Origin of the sequence: Streptomyces lavendofoliae (assembly GCF_014649735.1) — a bacterium.
Lineage (GTDB): Bacteria > Actinomycetota > Actinomycetes > Streptomycetales > Streptomycetaceae > Streptomyces > Streptomyces lavendofoliae.
In genome coordinates this window covers 82620-99274 of record NZ_BMTP01000019.1, presented here as the reverse complement: position 1 = coordinate 99274, position 16655 = coordinate 82620, and the positions used below count along the sequence as shown (strand labels likewise).

The 16655-nt window shown below is 66.4% G+C and carries 14 protein-coding genes and 2 pseudogenes; 6 read left to right on the top strand and 10 right to left on the bottom strand.

What is annotated here, in order from left to right; translation table 11 throughout:
* Positions 1-168: 168 nt before the first annotated feature.
* On the top strand, positions 169-696 hold the full coding sequence (locus IE109_RS28575) for a DUF6584 family protein (protein WP_189554237.1): 528 nt from the start codon (positions 169-171) through the stop codon (positions 694-696).
* Positions 697-798: 102 nt separating this feature from the next.
* A pseudogene (locus IE109_RS28570) lies at positions 799-1038 on the top strand (helix-turn-helix domain-containing protein); the annotation flags it as partial.
* Between the two features lie 17 nt (positions 1039-1055).
* On the opposite strand, the pseudogene IE109_RS28565 reads toward IE109_RS28570, so the two are convergent.
* Positions 1056-1241, bottom strand: a pseudogene (locus IE109_RS28565) (relaxase domain-containing protein); the annotation flags it as partial.
* A gap of 994 nt (positions 1242-2235) precedes the next feature.
* Positions 2236-2568 (bottom strand): chaplin, encoded by a 333-nt coding sequence (locus IE109_RS28560; RefSeq protein ID WP_189554236.1) that lies wholly within the window; start codon positions 2566-2568, stop codon positions 2236-2238.
* A 182-nt stretch (positions 2569-2750) separates the two neighbouring features.
* Between IE109_RS28560 and IE109_RS28555 the strand changes: the two genes are divergently transcribed.
* Positions 2751-3170 (top strand): HIT family protein, encoded by a 420-nt coding sequence (locus IE109_RS28555; RefSeq protein ID WP_229891672.1) that lies wholly within the window; start codon positions 2751-2753, stop codon positions 3168-3170.
* Positions 3171-3181: 11 nt separating this feature from the next.
* Here the strand turns inward: IE109_RS28555 and IE109_RS28550 are convergent, their stop codons facing one another.
* The 3 genes from IE109_RS28550 to IE109_RS28540 are packed head-to-tail and all read right to left on the bottom strand — an operon-like array spanning position 3182 to position 5504.
* On the bottom strand, positions 3182-4039 hold the full coding sequence (locus IE109_RS28550; RefSeq protein ID WP_189554254.1) for an IS5 family transposase: 858 nt from the start codon (positions 4037-4039) through the stop codon (positions 3182-3184).
* 40 nt (positions 4040-4079) lie between these two features.
* Entirely contained in the window at positions 4080-4499 is a 420-nt protein-coding gene (locus tag IE109_RS28545; protein ID WP_229891670.1) for a hypothetical protein, read from the bottom strand.
* A 3-nt stretch (positions 4500-4502) separates the two neighbouring features.
* Positions 4503-5504 carry a DUF6192 family protein gene (locus tag IE109_RS28540; RefSeq protein ID WP_189554252.1) on the bottom strand — a complete coding sequence of 334 codons (1002 nt, stop codon included), beginning with the start codon at positions 5502-5504 and terminating at the stop codon, positions 4503-4505.
* A 1189-nt stretch (positions 5505-6693) separates the two neighbouring features.
* On the opposite strand from IE109_RS28540, the gene IE109_RS28535 reads away from it, so the two are divergent.
* Complete coding sequence (locus tag IE109_RS28535) at positions 6694-7173, top strand: hypothetical protein (RefSeq protein WP_189554234.1); 480 nt, start codon at positions 6694-6696, stop codon at positions 7171-7173.
* 201 nt (positions 7174-7374) lie between these two features.
* Positions 7375-7578 carry a hypothetical protein gene (locus tag IE109_RS28530; protein ID WP_189554233.1) on the top strand — a complete coding sequence of 68 codons (204 nt, stop codon included), beginning with the start codon at positions 7375-7377 and terminating at the stop codon, positions 7576-7578.
* Between the two features lie 728 nt (positions 7579-8306).
* On the opposite strand, the gene IE109_RS28525 is transcribed toward IE109_RS28530, so the two are convergent.
* Positions 8307-10208 carry a YncE family protein gene (locus tag IE109_RS28525; RefSeq protein ID WP_189554232.1) on the bottom strand — a complete coding sequence of 634 codons (1902 nt, stop codon included), beginning with the start codon at positions 10206-10208 and terminating at the stop codon, positions 8307-8309.
* 275 nt (positions 10209-10483) lie between these two features.
* Positions 10484-10864 (bottom strand): hypothetical protein, encoded by a 381-nt coding sequence (locus tag IE109_RS28520; protein ID WP_189554231.1) that lies wholly within the window; start codon positions 10862-10864, stop codon positions 10484-10486.
* Positions 10865-11897: 1033 nt separating this feature from the next.
* On the opposite strand from IE109_RS28520, the gene IE109_RS34130 reads away from it, so the two are divergent.
* The gene (locus IE109_RS34130) at positions 11898-12068 is read left to right on the top strand and encodes a DUF397 domain-containing protein (protein ID WP_189554230.1); all 171 of its coding nucleotides are present in this window, start codon (positions 11898-11900) and stop codon (positions 12066-12068) included.
* A 1154-nt stretch (positions 12069-13222) separates the two neighbouring features.
* On the opposite strand, the gene IE109_RS28510 is transcribed toward IE109_RS34130, so the two are convergent.
* From IE109_RS28510 to IE109_RS28500, 3 genes are read right to left on the bottom strand one after another with little or no spacing between them, the layout of a single operon-like run.
* A complete protein-coding gene (locus IE109_RS28510; RefSeq protein ID WP_189554229.1) occupies positions 13223-13624 on the bottom strand; it encodes a DUF6009 family protein in 402 nt (133 codons plus the stop codon).
* Positions 13621-15144 (bottom strand): DNA primase family protein, encoded by a 1524-nt coding sequence (locus IE109_RS28505; protein WP_189554228.1) that lies wholly within the window; start codon positions 15142-15144, stop codon positions 13621-13623. The genes IE109_RS28510 and IE109_RS28505 overlap by 4 nt, the downstream gene beginning before the upstream one ends.
* A complete protein-coding gene (locus IE109_RS28500; RefSeq protein ID WP_189554227.1) occupies positions 15141-16250 on the bottom strand; it encodes a bifunctional DNA primase/polymerase in 1110 nt (369 codons plus the stop codon). Before IE109_RS28500 ends, IE109_RS28505 begins: the two co-directional genes overlap by 4 nt.
* Positions 16251-16655: the final 405 nt, after the last annotated feature.

The following is a 16655-nucleotide window of genomic DNA, read 5'->3' as shown; positions in this document are numbered from 1 at the left end:
TCCGCCCTCTGCTGCTACAAGCGGTTCCTCAAACTGACCATGTAGGACACAGTCTAAGTGCTGTCCCGTAACTGGGGCTGTCCCGTCTCAGTGAGGTTCTGCCGATGCCAGCAAGAGCGGCGAGAAACCAGGTCGACGTAGGTCAGTGCGGTGCCGGATCATGCGATCATGCCGCTGAGAGAGACCCTTACCCGAGTCGATGCAGACCTGGCCGCCGGCCGGGTTCCCGTCGCGCGCCAGCGCCTGCGCGGTCTCATCTCGTCCTTCCCGCGCGACCTGACACTCCGCCGTCGTCTGGCCGAGGTGTACCGGCTCTACGGCGACGCCGCCGAGGCTGGACGCTGGATGTACCTCGAACAGGACCGGAACGCCGACGAGACTGCTGCCTTCGAGGCGCGGTACGGGTCTCCCGGGTGGCGGATGAGAGCCCTCGCCTGGCAGGGCCCCGAGGCGACGGCCGCCACCGTCTTCGCGCAGGAGCAACTGGTCGCGGTGCGGACCGCCTGCGCCGAGGAATTGGGGCACCCCGTCGACTGGGACGACCCCGCCTCCTACCGGGATGACTTGGAAGGGGAGTACGAGGCGCCCTCCGAGCCGTGGACAGTCGGCGGTGTGCTGGCGGGCGTCGGTTGCCTGATGGCGGCCCTTGGGTTCCTCGCGATCTGGGTGAATGGACTCGTTGCCCTCTTCGACTGACTCAGGTCACCCGGGCTTGTGAAAAGCGCCGCTCAAGATGTGGTGAGACCGTCCAGGAGGACCGTGAACGGGAACCTCGGTGATGAGCGAAATGATCTCGCGGTGTCTGCTGTGATCACGGCTTCAGAGCCGTCCTGGATATCCCCGTTCACCGGACTGAGCCCTCGCCTGTTCGGCAAGCTGGTGACCGCACTGCGGCGCGAGGGTGTGGACCCGGTGCGCAAAGGCAGGCCGTGGATTCTGCCGCTAGAGGACCGGGTCTTGCTGGTCGCCGCGTACTGGCGCACCAACCTGACCCTGCGCCAGCTTGCGCCGCTGTTCGGGGTGGCTAAGTCCGCGTCCGGGTGGCGGCCCCGCTCGCCGAACAGGTTCCGCAGCTGCGCCTCGGTGACTTCCTCACCCGGCGCGAGTCCGAGCGCGGCAAGTCCCCGGCCCATCCAGCGCCCGGCCGGGACCCCGGCCTGCTCCTGGGCGGCGCGCAGCGACGTGCGGGCCGGGCGGCGGCCGTCGCCGACAACGGTCTCGCGGAGGTAGTAGCGGTACATCTGACCGGCCCGGATGACCCTGATATCCACTGTCATGCAGCCACACGGCTCTGACCTGCAAGAAAAGGCCGATCTGCGGTTCGTCCCGCCAGGCGGGAGCAGCGGCCGAACTTTCTTCTCAGGTGCCCGCCGGGCGGGAAGCGGCGCCGGGCCGGACGTGAATGTCATCGCTCTCCGGCCGCACGCACATCACGGCCCGGACGACACCATCTAGCACCACTGAGCACCATCCAGCACCACGGAACGAACACCACCAACGAGCACCGCCTACAGCAGCCCTCGGCACCTGCCGGGGGCTTCGTCGTGCTGCCCGGAGGAGACCTGCGCCCACCTTCGAGGCCCTCCCTCGCTTCACCGCCGACCTCCAGCACCTCACCCCCGCCCAGCGCCGGCGCTTCCGCCACATCGTCCTGGACGCCTTCGTGCCCGACCTGCGCACCGGCCGCCAGTTCCGCCCCGGGTTACGAATCAAGGGCGTCCGCTGCGCTCCGGGCATGGCGGCCGCGGACAGCAGCACCGACTGCCTGAAGTCGGGGGCCGCCTCCCGTCCGGCGGCGAAGCTGAGCAGGACTGGAGCGCGGCTCGCAGGTCGGCGATGGGCTGGTCACGGGTATTAGCGGCAGGGTCGGGGCGGAGTGTCCAAGAGCGGGTCTCCTCAGAACCTGTTTCTGAACCCTGTATCAGCAGGTCAGGGACCACCGGATTGAAATCGGAGCTTTGCGCAAGCGTTCGGGGAACGGTCACAGTGACCGTTCCCCGAACGGAAGATTCTGGAGCTGAGGCCACACCGGGTGAGAGAAGCCGGCGAGTGCCATGGTGGTGCTTACCACCTTCGCCACGCGGAGCCCGTCGAGGGGCGCGGCAACTTGATCGTTCTCAAGTTCCTCGCGGTGAACTTGGTCCAGGCGCCGCATCGGTGGCCAGGAAGACGGGCTGAAGGCCGTCTCTGTTTGAGGGTAGCGACGACCAGCTGGTCTGGGTTCGGAACAGCGTCTCAGAGCGGCTTCACCAAGTCCCACACGGGCTGCAACTTCTCCTTGGTGTACTGGATGTGGTCAGGCATATCGGCGCCGCCGCACTGGTTTGCAGGGCTTCCGATCGGTAGGCCGGCGAGGTTGCCATTGGCAGCTCCGGTGCCGCTGGTGGTCATTCCGTCAGCATGAGTGCCGTGGTGGTTGGTGCATTTGGTGCCGAAGGCCGGTGACAGGAAGTCGCCCACGCCTCCGGCCCAGGCCGGGGACGCCATCTGGGCAGATCCCAGCAGGGTCATCGTCACTACAACTAGGCGGGCACGGGTGCGCGTCATCATGATCGGCTTAACGATCACACGCCGCATCAGATACGAGTCACACCCTCAGAGGGGGCTTAGTGGGTGTTTTTGATCGTCGGCCCAGTTGGGTCAGGTCCCTGTGATCAAATGCTGAGCGTGCTATGGGACTACCTGGGATTGGGGAAGCGTCGGTGACTGTGGATGCCGGTACGGCTGGCGGATGTTTGGCGTGTGACCTCATGGCTGGCAAGGCTCCGCTGCCGGGCGGAAACGTGCTGCGGACTGACTCCTGGGTTGTCGAGCACTGCGTCGGGCCGCTGGGTCTGGGAACCGTTGTGGTCAAGCCGACTCGGCATGTGGTGCATGTCGCCGAGTTGACGGCGCTGGAGTCCGGCGAACTGGGGCCGTTGCTGCAGCGGGTGAGCACCGCCGTCACTGCGGTAGTGGCCCCGGAGCAGGTGTATGTGTGCTTGTGGTCGCATGCTGGCGGCGTTCCTGGCCATATCCATTTCGTTGTGCAGCCCGTCGGGAAAGAGGACATGGCCCGATTTGATGCCTTCGGTCCTGCTCTGCAGGTAGCTATGGGTGCGGCAGGGTGTTTCCCCGAGGCTGTGGAGGTAGAGCGGGTCTGTGACCGGTTGAGGGAAGCCCTCGGCTGAGTTCTGCCGACTCACTCGACGGGGCTCGACTTCTTCGCCCAGCTGGGGGCGGGCTTCTTCCGTGTCAGTCGCCTGGTCATGAGGGTGATGAGTGACCAGTTCAGGTGGGCCTCGGAGTGTTGTGGAAGACGCTCGTAGTCACGTGCGTTGCGGCGGGCGTTCATGATCCATCCCAGGGTGCGTTCGACACGCCAGCGGCGCGGGAGGACAACGAACCCTTTGACGCCCTTGGGGCGGGAGACAGTCTTGAGGGTGATGTGGAGGAAATCCTCGGCCCAGGTGACGAGCTGGCCGGCGTAGGCGGAGTCGGCCCAGACTTGAGTGATCTGCGGGTGGGTGAGGCGAAGGCGCCAGAGCAGTTCGCGTGCTGCGTCCCGGTCCTGCATGTCGGCGGGCGTCACCATGATCATCACGGGGAAGCCCTTCGTGTCCACCGCGACGTGTCTCTTCCGTCCATTGATCAATTTCGCGGGATCGAATCCCCGCGTCGCCCTGCTCACCGTGGTGGCGCCCTTGACCGACTGAGAGTCGACGATCAGCGTGACCGGGTAGGGACATCGTCCCAGGCCAGTGCGAAGACGGCGGCGGAGCTGGTCACGGATGAAGGTGACGACGCCGCGGCGGTTCCATCGGGTGAAAAACCCGTAAACCGTCTCCCACGGCGGGAAGTCGGACGGCAAAGCCCTCCACTTCGCACCGTTGTCGGTGATGTAACGGATGGCATCCACGATCTGCCGACGAGGCCACTTCTCAGGGTGCCCGCCGGTCTTGGTCTGGCAGGCCGGGACGGGCAGGAGCGGTTCGAGAAGGGCCCACTCGGCGATCGTGGTGTCGGACGGGTAGCGGCGACGGCGGACAGGATTCGGCATGGCGGACTCGTCGATGGTGCGGGTCAAGGGGCTGTGGGTGTTACTTCGAGAGCTGAGCGAGGGTCGCGGACACCCCGGTGAGCTGGGCGGATACCAGCTGGGCCCATTCGTCGTCAGGGCAGCGGGCCAGGTGCGGGGCGAGCGTGCCCGTGATCATCCGGGTGAGGCGGCCAAGGACCTGAGCGAGCTGCTTCTTCTCGTATTCGATCCAGTCCGCGGGGTCATCCGAGAACATGTAGCCGTCCTTGCGCCGCCAGATGACAGGGGTGAGGTTCTCCGCGGCTCCGACATCGCGAAGGTGCCGGATACCCCGCTGGACCTGGGACTTCTTCAAGCGGGTCGCGGCAACGAGCTGAACGGTGTGCAGACCGGCCGGCCGCGCTTCCATCAACGCGACGCGGATCAGGTCGCCGAAGTGCTCCGACAGCGGCTGAGCCGGACGGCGGGGGTTGCGGGCCATGGCCTACTCGCCCCGAAGGAGCTGCGCAAGCTGCTCGTCAAGCGTGAACTCACCGTTGTCGATGGCTCCTTCAAGCCAGTCCGCCGCCGCGCGGACCCGGTCGATCTGCCGCCTGACGGTCTCACGCTCGTCGTCGGTGAACTCCTGGCCCCGCATCCGGGGGACCAGCCGGCCCAGCGTGGCCACGAAGCCGTGGCAGGTGCCCACCAGGTCGAGGTACTCGATGGTGTGCTCGATCTTGCGGACGGCTGGGGTGGTCTCCCGGATCCGCTCCCGGGTCTCCTCGGAGTTGTCGAACTGCGCCCGATTCACCAGCATCCGCGCCGTGTCATCCCGCATCACCGTCCGAGCCACCGTCGGCCTGCGCAGCAGGTCTGTGGTCACCTTCTGGGCGACGGAGTCGTCCCTGGTCAGCTCCGTGACGACCCGCATCCGGTCGGCCGGTGTGACGTGCTCAGCGACTTCCGGCCGCTTGAACAAGCCAGCGGCCACCTGGGCGGCGACCTCGTCGTCGCGGGTCAGGTCGGCGACGGCTTGGACCTTCTCGTCGACCGTCACGGGACGCTCGACCCGCTGGCCGACAACCCGCTTCGCGCCGTCCGGCGTCCACTGCCTCGCTCCGGTGCGCGGGTTGAACGGGGCGTCCTCGATCGCCGCCCACCGCTCGTCCTCGTCCACCACCGACGCGAGGATGCGGTGAACGGTGAACGACACGCCCTCCTTGCGCCTCGCCTTCGGCCACCGGTTGGCGGTCCACCGCCAGTCCTCCACCGTCCGGCGCTCCACCCCGATGTCGTCCGCGAACATCTGCAACGACTCCGTCACGGTGAACAGGTCATCGGTGCCGTTCGGCATCGAACCGCCCACCGCCCTCATGGGCTCGACCTCCAACGCCATATCACCCAAGGTGAATTGTGCGCGGGCGACCTGCGCAATCAGCTCCTTGGCCTGGGTGACAAGCTGTTCGTAACGCTGCCGGGTGACGTTCCCGATCCGGTCGGACATGATGGTCACCGCCCTTGTCCTGGGACCGGCCCGGTCACACACGCGTGACCGAGAAGGGCAGCCGGCCCCGGTCACCACTCACGGTGGCGTGGGCGCGACACGCGAAGGCAGGGCGTGACACGGGGGCGCTCGAAGCACCCACCATCCATCATCAACTCACCTGCAAAACAGGGGTTGTTGGTGAGGATAGCGAGGCGTTCGCCTACGGCGTTTCCGTAATGCCGTTCCGCGACGCCTGCCGCTGTCGGCAGGCCCGTACCCGGCAGCGGTCTGAGCAGTACACCGCAGCCCTCGACCGTTCCACCCCCACCGTCCACGACCGCCCGCACACCGGGCACTCCGCATGCTCTCCCCGCTGCATCGCGGCCACCCGTTGCCGGGTCCGCTGAAGCCTCCGCCACCGCCGTGACCTGCACCGACCCGAGCAGAACACGGCCTCCGCCGCCATCGCCTGCGGCAGCGGATCACCGCACTCCCGGCAGTACCGCCGAGCCGTCCCGCCAGCCCCCACACCCCAGATCATCCAGCCGTACGCACCTCACGGCCAGGGATCAAAAACACCTACTGAGCACCACCTGGCCTACGAGTCCGGCCCGTGGTGGACCTGATGGCCGCACTGCAGGAATGTGTCGGCAAGGCCCGGGCGGCACGCGGAGAGACGGACGTATGCGAGGCGCCGGCCAAGCCCGCGCCGAAGGCGCCCTCCCGGAGGACTTCCTCGAGGAACGCCGGGCGCACGGGCGCACGGCGGGGTACGCGAGCACGCTGACCTCAATCTGGCGTCGCACGCCGCCGGTTCCTGAAGGATATGGACGGCTAACTACCCATTCCGTGAACTTGGTTGGCAAACTTCCGATACGGGGGTAGGGGAAGCCCGCACGGCCCGTCTGCTTCGCGCATGCGCTTGCCGACTGCCTCGATGCGCTAGCAGCGCGCTGACCTGTGGTGGCCGGGGTGATGGAGTTGCTGTCCGAAGCGCAAGATCGCGGACTCCGCAGAGTAACCACAGAGCAGCTTCGGCGTCGTTTGCCTATAAGCGTGCTCATTTGCCAACTGTGCTGCGTCGTCACACTGAAGGGGGGAGAGTTTTCCCCCGTCGGCGCCGGACTCTGTCCACAGGGCCGCGATCCGAGCATCGGTTCTGAGGCCGCCGCGATCAGCGGGGCGGCCCGTACGTTGAGGAGCCGACATGCCCGACATCACGCCGCTCGCCCCGATGACCCCGCACACGGCCATCAGCGCCTTCAACTACCTCCGGGCCGTCCAGGCCGACGACGCCGACGCCGCCCGCGAATTCGCCGGCGCCGAAACCCGGATGCCCGAGCTGCTCGTCGACGTCGCCACCCGGATCGTCGTCCCGGTCACCGCGCTGCCCGGCCCGGAAGCCGGCGAGCCGTGCGCGGACACCTTCGCCCTGGAGGCCCTCGGGCGCGTCTTCGTGACCTCACTGCGGATCTGGGCACAGGCCGGAGCGGGCACAGCGGACGGCATCGCCCGCGCCGTCATCGACTTCGTGCAGCAGTTCCTCACCGAGGACCACGAGGACGTCGCCGACACCCTGCGCCAGCTGGAGGCCACCGGCGTGGGCCAGGCCCTCGATCGCACCCCGCACCGGCCGGTGCGCACCCGGTGCGCCTCACCGCCGTGTAGTGCGCGCGCCGCGCGGTGATGGTGCGCACCACTACCGCGCGGCGCTGTCGGTGTAGGGGGCTGTGGTGTCCTCCCACCGGCCGGGGAGTTTGCGGCGGGTGTGGGTCTTCCACTGGGTGTAGTGCGTGAGGCACAACTGCCTGCAGTGGCGCGGGCGGACACAGCGCTGCCCGTCCTTGCTGAAGCCGCACTGGTCCGGTACCCCGCCGAGGGTACTCGGTTGCGTTCGGGCACAAAGGTGCGGGCGAACTCCTCGACCGGCTGGGGCGACGTCTTCTGTTGCTCCTTGCAGAAGGGGCAGAAGATCCCTGCCGGTGAGACCACCGTGTCGCACGCCTCCGTGCGGCACAGCGACACCGAGCTGCGTGGCTCATGGACGCTGCCGGTGAACAGCCAGCAGTCCGGCCGCCACGCCGCGTGGTAGAGGGCGGAGAGGAGTGGGGGACCCTATCCCCGGTGCTTGCCGGCGCACACGGTGCGCGCCACGACGATAGGGACCAGGTTGCCATGGGCGGCTCCGGTGCCGTGGTGGTGACTCCGTCGGCACGGGTGCCGTGGTGGTTGGTGCAGCTCGTACCGAGGGCGGATGAGAGGAAGTCACCGATACCGCCGGCCAACGCGGGTGCGGCGGTCCCCAGTGCCGTTCCTGCCGTACTGCCGGGATCGTGAACGCGGCGGGTACCTTGCGCATGGCCATGCCCGAATAACGATCACGACCACATGCCGTCAATCTGTGTCCAAACAGCCTCTCACCCCCTGAAGCAACTGCATGGGCCGGCGAACTAAGGCCATCAACGTCCGTAGGGAGGCACCCACCGGCGAGCCGCCCTCTGCCTGCCGCGGTGGATCCGTATGCCCGTCTCCGGAGGCCTGGCTGCCCAGGCACCCGAGCATCGAGGCCGTGTGCCAGGGCGAACCGGCCACCTACGCAGGGAGATCAAGGCGCTTGGTTACACCGGCCGCTCGCATCCGCTGGTCCGCCATATCGACCGGGGTCGTGTCCAGGCCAGCCGGCCCGCAGTCTCGCTCCGAGGCCTGGCCCGCTACCGTCTCGCCGCAGACGGTTTGCGGGGCGCCCGGTACCGGATCGGTACCGGGCGAACGGGGTATGACTTCCCCGGGTTGTGCTGGCCGGGCGCCGGCTGGGGCTGGTTACGGCTGCCCCGGGGTTCGCGGCAGCACGCCGGGCATCTGCAGCAGCTTGCCCCACCGGTTGGCGACGTAGATCAAGCCGTTGCTGCGGTCCAGGGCGATGCCGCAGACCGGGCCGAGGGCGCCGGCTACCACGCGTTGCAGGCCCTTGGTCTCGTCTTCAGTCACCGTGACCTCGCGCAGGTTGTTGCCGTATGAGTCGCAGACGTATGCGTGGGCAGCGCCATCCAGCGCTACGCGGACGCTGTGACCGAGTGCGGTGGCCACGCTCTGCGGGGCGCCGCCTTCCGCCTCCAGGTTGATCTCGTACAGGCCGTCGCGGTCGTACTGGCCGACATATGCCTTGCCTCCGTTCAGTGCTACTCCGGCGGCCCTCGGTACGCTCCAGCTGCGGCGCTCTTTCGCCGGTTGGCTGGTCAGATCGAGTTCGATCAGCTTCCCGCCTTCGACGTCGGCGACGTAGGCCTTGTTGCCAGGCAGGTCCAGCGCGATCCCGTAGGCGTGCATGCCCTGGGCGACCGTAATGGGGGAGGCAGTCGGGTCGGACAGGCTCACCGTGATCAGGCGCCTGCCGCTCCAGTCGGCGATGTAGGCCTTGTCGCCTGGCAGGTCCAGCGCTACATCGTTGACTTGGCCCAGCTTTTCCAGGACCCAGTCCGTGCGGCCGCTGGCGAGATCCACCTTGTACAGCTTGCCACCGCGGTCGGTCACGTACGCCTTTTGGTTCACCGGGTCCAGCGCGAGGCCATCGGCCGTCCCGAGCCCGGTGGCGAGCTCAACAGGGCTCTTTGCCGGAAATGCCTGCCTTTTATCCCCATTTTTGTGCAGAGGGTGATACTTCTTGTCGAAGTTGAGTTTTTCCAGTTCGAATACTTCGTGTACCCCGGCGAGGGTGGAAACGACTTCTGCTTCACCTTTTTGTGTGAACGGCTTGCCTTCGCCGGTCAGGTCAAAAGCTTCTGCGGGCGTTCCGGTCTCGCCGAATTTCCATGCGATCACGTTGGAGTATGCCGGTTCCTTGGCCTGCGGGCCTTCCGGGGAAGTCTCCTTCACTTCTACTGGTTCGGGGTAGTAAAGAGCGACCCACCCGCCGAAGGAGATAGGGAATTCGTAGTCGAACCTTCTCACCTGACGTCGCTGCGTGGCCAGGATGTCTACCCGGCTGGCGACTTCCCCGCTCAGCGTGGATGTTGTTTTGAAAGAAGTGTTCAGCGAACCGCTGACGGAAGCAGCGATGCCGAGCATCAGCTGTGCCGATAATTCTCCGGTACCCGTAGCGGTACTCGTGACTGTTGTCGTACTTGTCGTTTGCGACTGGGACTCCTTGTCAGTTCCCTGATTGTCTTTGCTATTTTTTACGGTGGTCTTATCGGACTTGTTTGCCGCCATGCTCTGCTGCAGTTGCTGCTGCAGTGATGCGATGACCTTTGCTCCGAAGGTCAGCTGCACCTGCCCTTGGAGCTGCCAGCTGATCGTGTTGGAGATCGAGAATTCGACGGTGTGTGACCACTTGGTGGGGGTGGGATCGGTTCGGTTGACGTACGTTTGCTTGGAAATCACGTCGGGAGGGGGCTGTGCAATGTCACCTCGTTCTTCGACAAGCGGCACACCCACCGTCATATAGGCGAGCCACCCGCGCTGGTGCGCCGCCTCCTCCCCTTCGGGAAAGTCGCCGAATCGCCCTTTGTTCAGAGAGAACCCGGTAGGAGCGATGTACCGGTCCTTTCCGTCCGATGTCTTCTTCTCGGCCTTCCTCTTCAGTTTATTCTTGTCCCGAGCCAAAATGGCAGAGGCATTGTCGGCTACTTTGAGCTCCTTCAAGTTTCGCCCTGTCAGCGGATGGCGAACAAACCGCTCGCCAAGGTGAGCTGTACTCACGTTGTTTTTGGTGGCGCCGCCCATGTGCTTCATCCTCCTTGTGCAGCGGAACTCAACGATGTACGTCAGTGAGCGGTTGTGAGGTCTTTCCATCCGGCGTGACCGAGTAAGAACTGATCAGCCTGCCGAGCGGGGTCGTCGCCGCTCCTCACGGGCCGGCTCATGAAAATGGGGCTGCTATGAAGAGCCCGGCTCGTCCCTTGACCAGTTGACTGCCGTACCGGAGCTCCCTCTGCGGCTGGCCTGTCACCAGTCCTTCACGTTTTCGCCGATTTACAGTTCCCCTTCCCTCTCTTTTTTTATTTGTCGTCGCTGATTTTAGGCTGCTCTTCATCCCTGATCTCTGCCTCTACCCTTTTGGATACCTCGTCCCTGATCGAGGATGCCATGCCGGATGTGGATTCGGGGTTCTCGCTGGCTTCTCGTTGCTTTGCGGCTGCCGTCTGGGTGTTCTTGAACAGGGGGGTGATGAAGTTACTCATGATGTTGAGCGCCTCGGGCGACGTCTCCCGCACAATTTTCGGGTCGCGCGCAGCTTCAGGAATTCCGTCGTAGAGCTCCGGGTCGACCCCTTCCCGTTCGGGCCGGGCGCCAGGAATTTTTTCATTTACCTTCCGAGCGGATTCTTCGGCGGACTTGGCTTCACTTCCACTGCTGTCGAAGATGTTCTTGAACGACATGGGCTTCCCTTCGGGTCTTCTCGGTGAGTACGGCGATACCTGCGACATATGCCGGTTCAATCGGTTCTCCACGATCATCTTTGTGGAGTGTTTCGGTTTCTTGGGCTTTCCGTTCTTCGAGCGGGGTCTCCCGGCCCCCTACGCCACGGGGCATACGAAGCGGTCACGGTCCGCACGCCCTGGATACGATGAGAAAACACTCATCGAACGCCCTCACCTGACATTGGCGGCGGCCACACAATTTTTGAGCCGCCGACAAGCCGCGGAATCCGCGTCATCCAGGCACCAAGGCGAGTTGCACACTGGAAACTTCGGACTCTGTTGCTTTCAGGCTCCTCACACGATCCACCGCGCCTCGAAATTCTTGTGTGCTTATCTACCCCTCGATGGACGGCCTATCCATCTGAGCCCGCAGTTCTGCCTGCCGCCGTTCAGAATGGCTTGAACACCAATGCTTCCATAGGAATATAATATTATCCGACGACCGTGATATACGGACTCAGTCGGGATCATCTTCGCCTGGGATCCGCGACGGCCAGCTTCACTCCGTTGGGAGCCCGTGATCGCCGCGCACCGGCTGTGTCCGGGTCAGGGCGCGGTTGAGAGCTTCTCGGCCGGCTGCACGCATTGACTGTGGACTGGGATGCCGCCGGAGGGCGCCTGGCACGCAGGGCGGCCAGAGGGCAGAGGCGGGCCCGGCACCGGCGTTGCAGGCAACAGCCTGCCCTCGTATCACTTGGCCAGGGCGAGCCACCCCAGCCCCTTCGGCCATTTTGTTCGGCAGACTCCGAACACCGAAGCACGCAGCCGACCATCGCACAGTCCGACTGAAAGAACGCTCTTTCGAGGGACGGCGATCGGACCTGCGTCGACACTAGGATCAACGCATTCCGCTCGCTCATGAAATTTCACGCGGCCGCAGACGGTGTCTTGGTCACGGGCGGCGGGGCGGTGCAGCCTGAGGCGGGGTCGTGACGAACCGCCTGCTCAACTCATGGAAGGCGGGGCGATGACGACGTCTTACAGCAACGGCGTGTCAGCTCATACGATCAGGGAAGCGGTCTGGGTGAAGGCCCGGGCGAGCGACGCGTTCAACAACTGCGTTGAAATTGCACGGCTGGAGCACGGTGAGGTGGCGCGGCGGGTGGGCAGCCCGACCTGGACCGTGGCCATGGCCGGCTCGTCACTGCTGGTGTCCACATAAACAGCTTCCAGCACGCCGATCTTGTGGCTACCGACGTCGACGATGCCATGTGTCCGACCGGTGCATTTCTCAGCCTGCCCTCCCGGCACCAGCCCACACCAGCAGTGCGCGAAGCAGCCGTGGCCGTCGGCCTGGCGGGCCGGGTGAGCCCTGAACCAGGCCGCTGGCGGCTTCCACGTGCTCCGGCTCTGGCGGCGTGGCGGCCTGGAGGCGGACGGCATCGGCGGCGGCCTCCTCGCGGGCGACGTCGCCGGCGTGGCAGGTGCCGCACACCGACAGGTCCCCGACGCTCCAAGCCGTCCGGTGCGCGATGGTCTCCTCCCAGCGCTGCTGGGTGAACTTCTGTCCGCAGCTGTCGGCGTACGGTCTTATCTCCCCAGGTCGGTACGAGCGAACGTACCCGGCTGCTTGGCCACCGCATGGCCAGAACCGGCCGATAGCTGGCCAGCCTCGGGGCAAAACGCCCTTGACGGACCGTCGTGTCCCGCCCTGTCCTGGCCCAGATAACTGAAGGCAGGGGGAGGCTTTGACATGCGGTGCCTACGGTTGCGCAGGGCAGGTGGGCGGTCGGTGTCCCGCTCAACCGTAGGCACCGTGATCGTTCACCCGCGGAGCCAAGCCAGCAGGCGTCGTGGAGTCGGTCTCGACGTTCCGGCTGCCGTGGCTCGCGGAGTCGGCTTGGCTCTCCTGACTTGTGGGCGAGTCGGTATGCGTCGGCTTCCCGAATGAGTTCGTGAGAGTGGATCCGGTGCAATTCGAAGTGCATGCCGTTCGCTGGCTACGGGGCCGGAGGAAGCACAGCCAGTGCTGGACCGGCACCGTCCGGGCGCCGCCACCACGCCCAGTGAACGACGTCCGCCTCTGCGACAGCAGGACATGAGCGGCGCGCGGTAGTGGTAGCGCAGCCTCAGCGGCGTACCGGCAGGAGAGTGGTTGGTTCGGAGGCGGCATCGCAGTGGGCACTTGCCGGGGCAGGCCCTGCAGCACCTGAGCCGCTCGGTCGCTGACTCGTTCAGGAGAAGAGCAAGCTGCGGGTTTGTGCTGGTCACGTGCTGTGTCAATCCTGCGGGGACTGCCCCCCCAGCTGCAACAGCGACTGAAGCGACTGTGCACCAGCCATCTCTCAAGAAGGAGCTTTTAGGCGCCCAGCCCAGTTACAGCGGAAGCGTTATTCCCAGCTCCTGCATGGCGAGGGAAGGCGGTCCGCCTTCGGAGCGCTCGGTCTTGCGTCCCTTGCTGCCCGCCGTCACGGTGCGGGGGTCGACTGCTTCCGCGGGCGCGCCGGTGGCGTAGAGGCCTTCGGGTTCGGTGTCGCGGTCGTGTGGCAGGAGCCAGAAGACGCGGCGGCGGAAGGTGCCGGAAGCGCGTGATGCGCGGGCCTTGGGGCTGAGGATGGCGTAGCCGACCATGCGTCCGTCGCGGTGGTAGGCGGGTTTGCCGCTGCGGGTGGGCAGGCGGTCCAGGCTTTGGCGGACGTAGTCGAGCTGGTGGACGTCCTCGAGCCAGACGAGCTCGGTCTCGTGCTTGAGCTCGTCGTCGCTGATCAGGGCACTCATGCCATCTCCTCGTCGGCGAGCAGTCCGATCCCAGGGTAATACTTCCGCGAATTCGACAAGATCATCTCTTTGGGGGAGGACAGCCCCACCAGTTCGCGGGCACGGGCTGCGAAGGCGCGGCTGGTGATGGGCGGTACGCCTTCGCTTTGGCACCAGGCTTTGTAGGCGGCGTAGAGGCGGGATTGCTCGGCGCGGTGGTCCGGTTCGAGGGCGCAGGCTTCGTCGAAGAAGCGGCCGGTGTGGTCTTCGGTCTCGGCGTAGGCGGTGGTGGCGACGCGGACCTTGTCGGGGCCGGTGAGGTCCTTGGAGCCGCCGAGGTAGCGGCGGGCGCCGTCGATGAGCCAGTTGAGGATGCCGGGGCCTTCCTCAGCGACGAGGATGTCGGCGAGGTTGTCGATCTTGCGGTCGTCGGAGACGGTGCGTTCGAAGGGGATCAGGCGCATGCGGCGCCAGAAGGCGAAGCCGCCGGTGCCGACTTCGGGGCGGTGGTTGCCCAGGAGCCAGAGCTTGTGGGTGGGGGCGAAGCTGAAGAAGTCCTGGCGCATGCGGCGGGCCTTGATGCGGTCCCCGCCCGTGAGGAGTTTGACGCGGGCTTCGTCGAACCTGTCGCCGGGCTTGACCTCAGAGCAGACGATGACGCGGCGGCCGTGGAGTTCGGCGAGGTCGGTGGGGTGGCCTTCGTAGGGGCGTGCCATGAGGAAGCCGGGTGGGGCGGCGTCGGCGTAGTCGCCGAGGAGCTTCATCAGGACGTCGAGGAGGACGGACTTGCCGTTCTTGCCGGCGCCGAAGAGGAAGGGCATGACCTGGCCGCCGACGTCGCCGGTGATGGAGTAGCCGAGGAGCAGCTGGAGGAAGCTGATCATCTCGGTGCCGTCCGGGTCGTCGCCGAAGGTGTCGGTCAGGAAGCGGTTCCACCGGGGGGTGGGCTGGGGGGTCGGTCCGGTGGTGGTGGAGCGGGAGTGGAAGTCCTTGTTGGGGTCAGGGGTGCGGATGAGGCCGGTGTGCAGGTCGACGATGCCAGCAGGGGTACACAGGGCGTAGGGGTCAGCGTCGAGGAGGGCTGCGTTGAGAACCATGCCGGGGGCGGATTTGGCTTGGGTGAGCATGGCGTTGATACCGGAGGTGCTCAGGGCGCGGCGGCGGTGTTTCCTCAGTGCGTCGGTGGTGTGGATGCCACGGGGGTCGTTGGCCGCGATGTTCTCGCCCAGGTCGCCGGCGGCCCACAGGACGGTGTCGTCCTCGTCCATCTGCCAGCGGGTGGTGTCCCACCGGTACCAGCCCAGGCCGGGGACATGGCGGAAGTCGTTGGCGTAGAGGCGGACGAAGAGCTTGGCGTTGCCACGGTCGGTGAGGGTGTCGGGGAGCAGTCCCTCGGCGGTGGCCGGCCCGGCGGAAGCGGTGGGCTGGGGGTTGTGGCTTTGGGCGGGTACGGGTGGCCTGCTGGCGAGGATCTGGGCTGCGACGGAGTGGGCGTCGAAGTCGAAGAGGAAGTTGTCGCTGCCGCCGGTCGGGGTGGTCACGGGCGGCTCCTGGGGTGCAGGGGGCGGCGGGTGCCCGCGGCCAGGCCGCTGCGGATGATCTGCTGGGAGCGGCGTTCCTGGCCGGGGCGGGCGATGAGGGCGGCTTCGGTGAGGATGCGCTCCGCGTCCTGCTGGGTGAGTTGTCCGGCGGCGACGAGGCCTCCAGCGGTGTAGGCGGCCCGGTTGAGCTTCTCGGTGAAGCCGGCGTTCTCGGGGGCGGTGGCGCAGGCGGTGATGTCGGCCAGCACGGTGGTGAGGGCCTTGGTGGCGTGGTCGCGGCCGCCGCCGGCGGCGATGACGGCCTGCCTGGCGCGGGGCGGGACGGGGCGCGGGGCCGGGATGTGCGCCGCAGGCAGGTGGTGGGTGCGTTCCAGCTCCAGAGCGAGCCAGGCGGGGAGCGGGGCCGGGAGCCGGGCGGCGCCCAGGGGGGTGTAGGTGCCGGTTTTGGTGGTGGTGCCGGGCGCGATGATGTAGCCGCCGTGGGCACGTACGTCGACCTGCCAGGCGAGGGCCCGGGTGGAGCTGGTGCCGGTGGAGCACTGCCAGGGGCGGGAGTCGGTGGCCCGGTACCAGATGTGCAGCCCGCCGGAGGGGGTGCGTACGCGCAGGGTCGTTGTGTCATCCGCGGGATTGGGCGCGCCTTTAAGGGCGGCCAGGACGGCGAGGCTGTGAAAGCCGGTCGTCATGGCGGAGACGTCCACGTCGTCGGCGATGGCGATGCCCGGGAGGAGCCGGTTGCGCGACGGTGGGGTGGTGGGGTGGGCGTCGATGTCGATGACGACCAGGTTGGCGGGCCCGCAGGCGATACCGACGCCGAAGGCCTGGTTGGCACCCCACCACTGGTGGATGCGCGTCATGTCGAGGGTGGCGGCGTGGAACCCGTGGCACCAGCGACCAGCGGCGCGGCAGCCGCAGTCGGCGCGGTCGTGGCGAGGGTCCCGGCACAGGGGGCAGTTCGCCGCCGGGGTCTTCCGTCCGGGGGCCAGGGGGTGGACGGGCCAGCCGTTGCTGGCGCACCAGCGGGCGATGGCGAGCGACTCAGCGACTGGACGGGAGGTAGCGGAGTCTCCTGAGTCGCTGCGGGAAAACCGCAGCTCAGCAGGCATATGGCTCCCCCGTCAGCGACTGAAGCGACTCAACGACGGACACAGACTAGCGAAAACTTGGCGGGAGCCCCGCATCTCTCCTGGCCTGGCGCCCGACCGTGTCGGTAGCGACCGGATCAGCGACTGAACCGCAAGCGCAGCTACCGAAGGCACCTTCGGTAGCTGTTGAGTCGCTCACGCATCACCGCAGGTCAAGACGGGTACGGAAGATCAATCAGCGACTGAAGCGACTGAACTTCCCTATATATAACGCACACGCGCACACGCATTACAGCTCATATATCCGGACCTTGAGTCGCTTCAGTCGCTTCCCTCAGGCTGCAAGGGCTCTGACCTGCGCCTTTAGCCAGCGACCGAAGATGCGCAGAGTCGCTGCCCTTCGGTCGCTGCCCGGGCAGGGCAGCC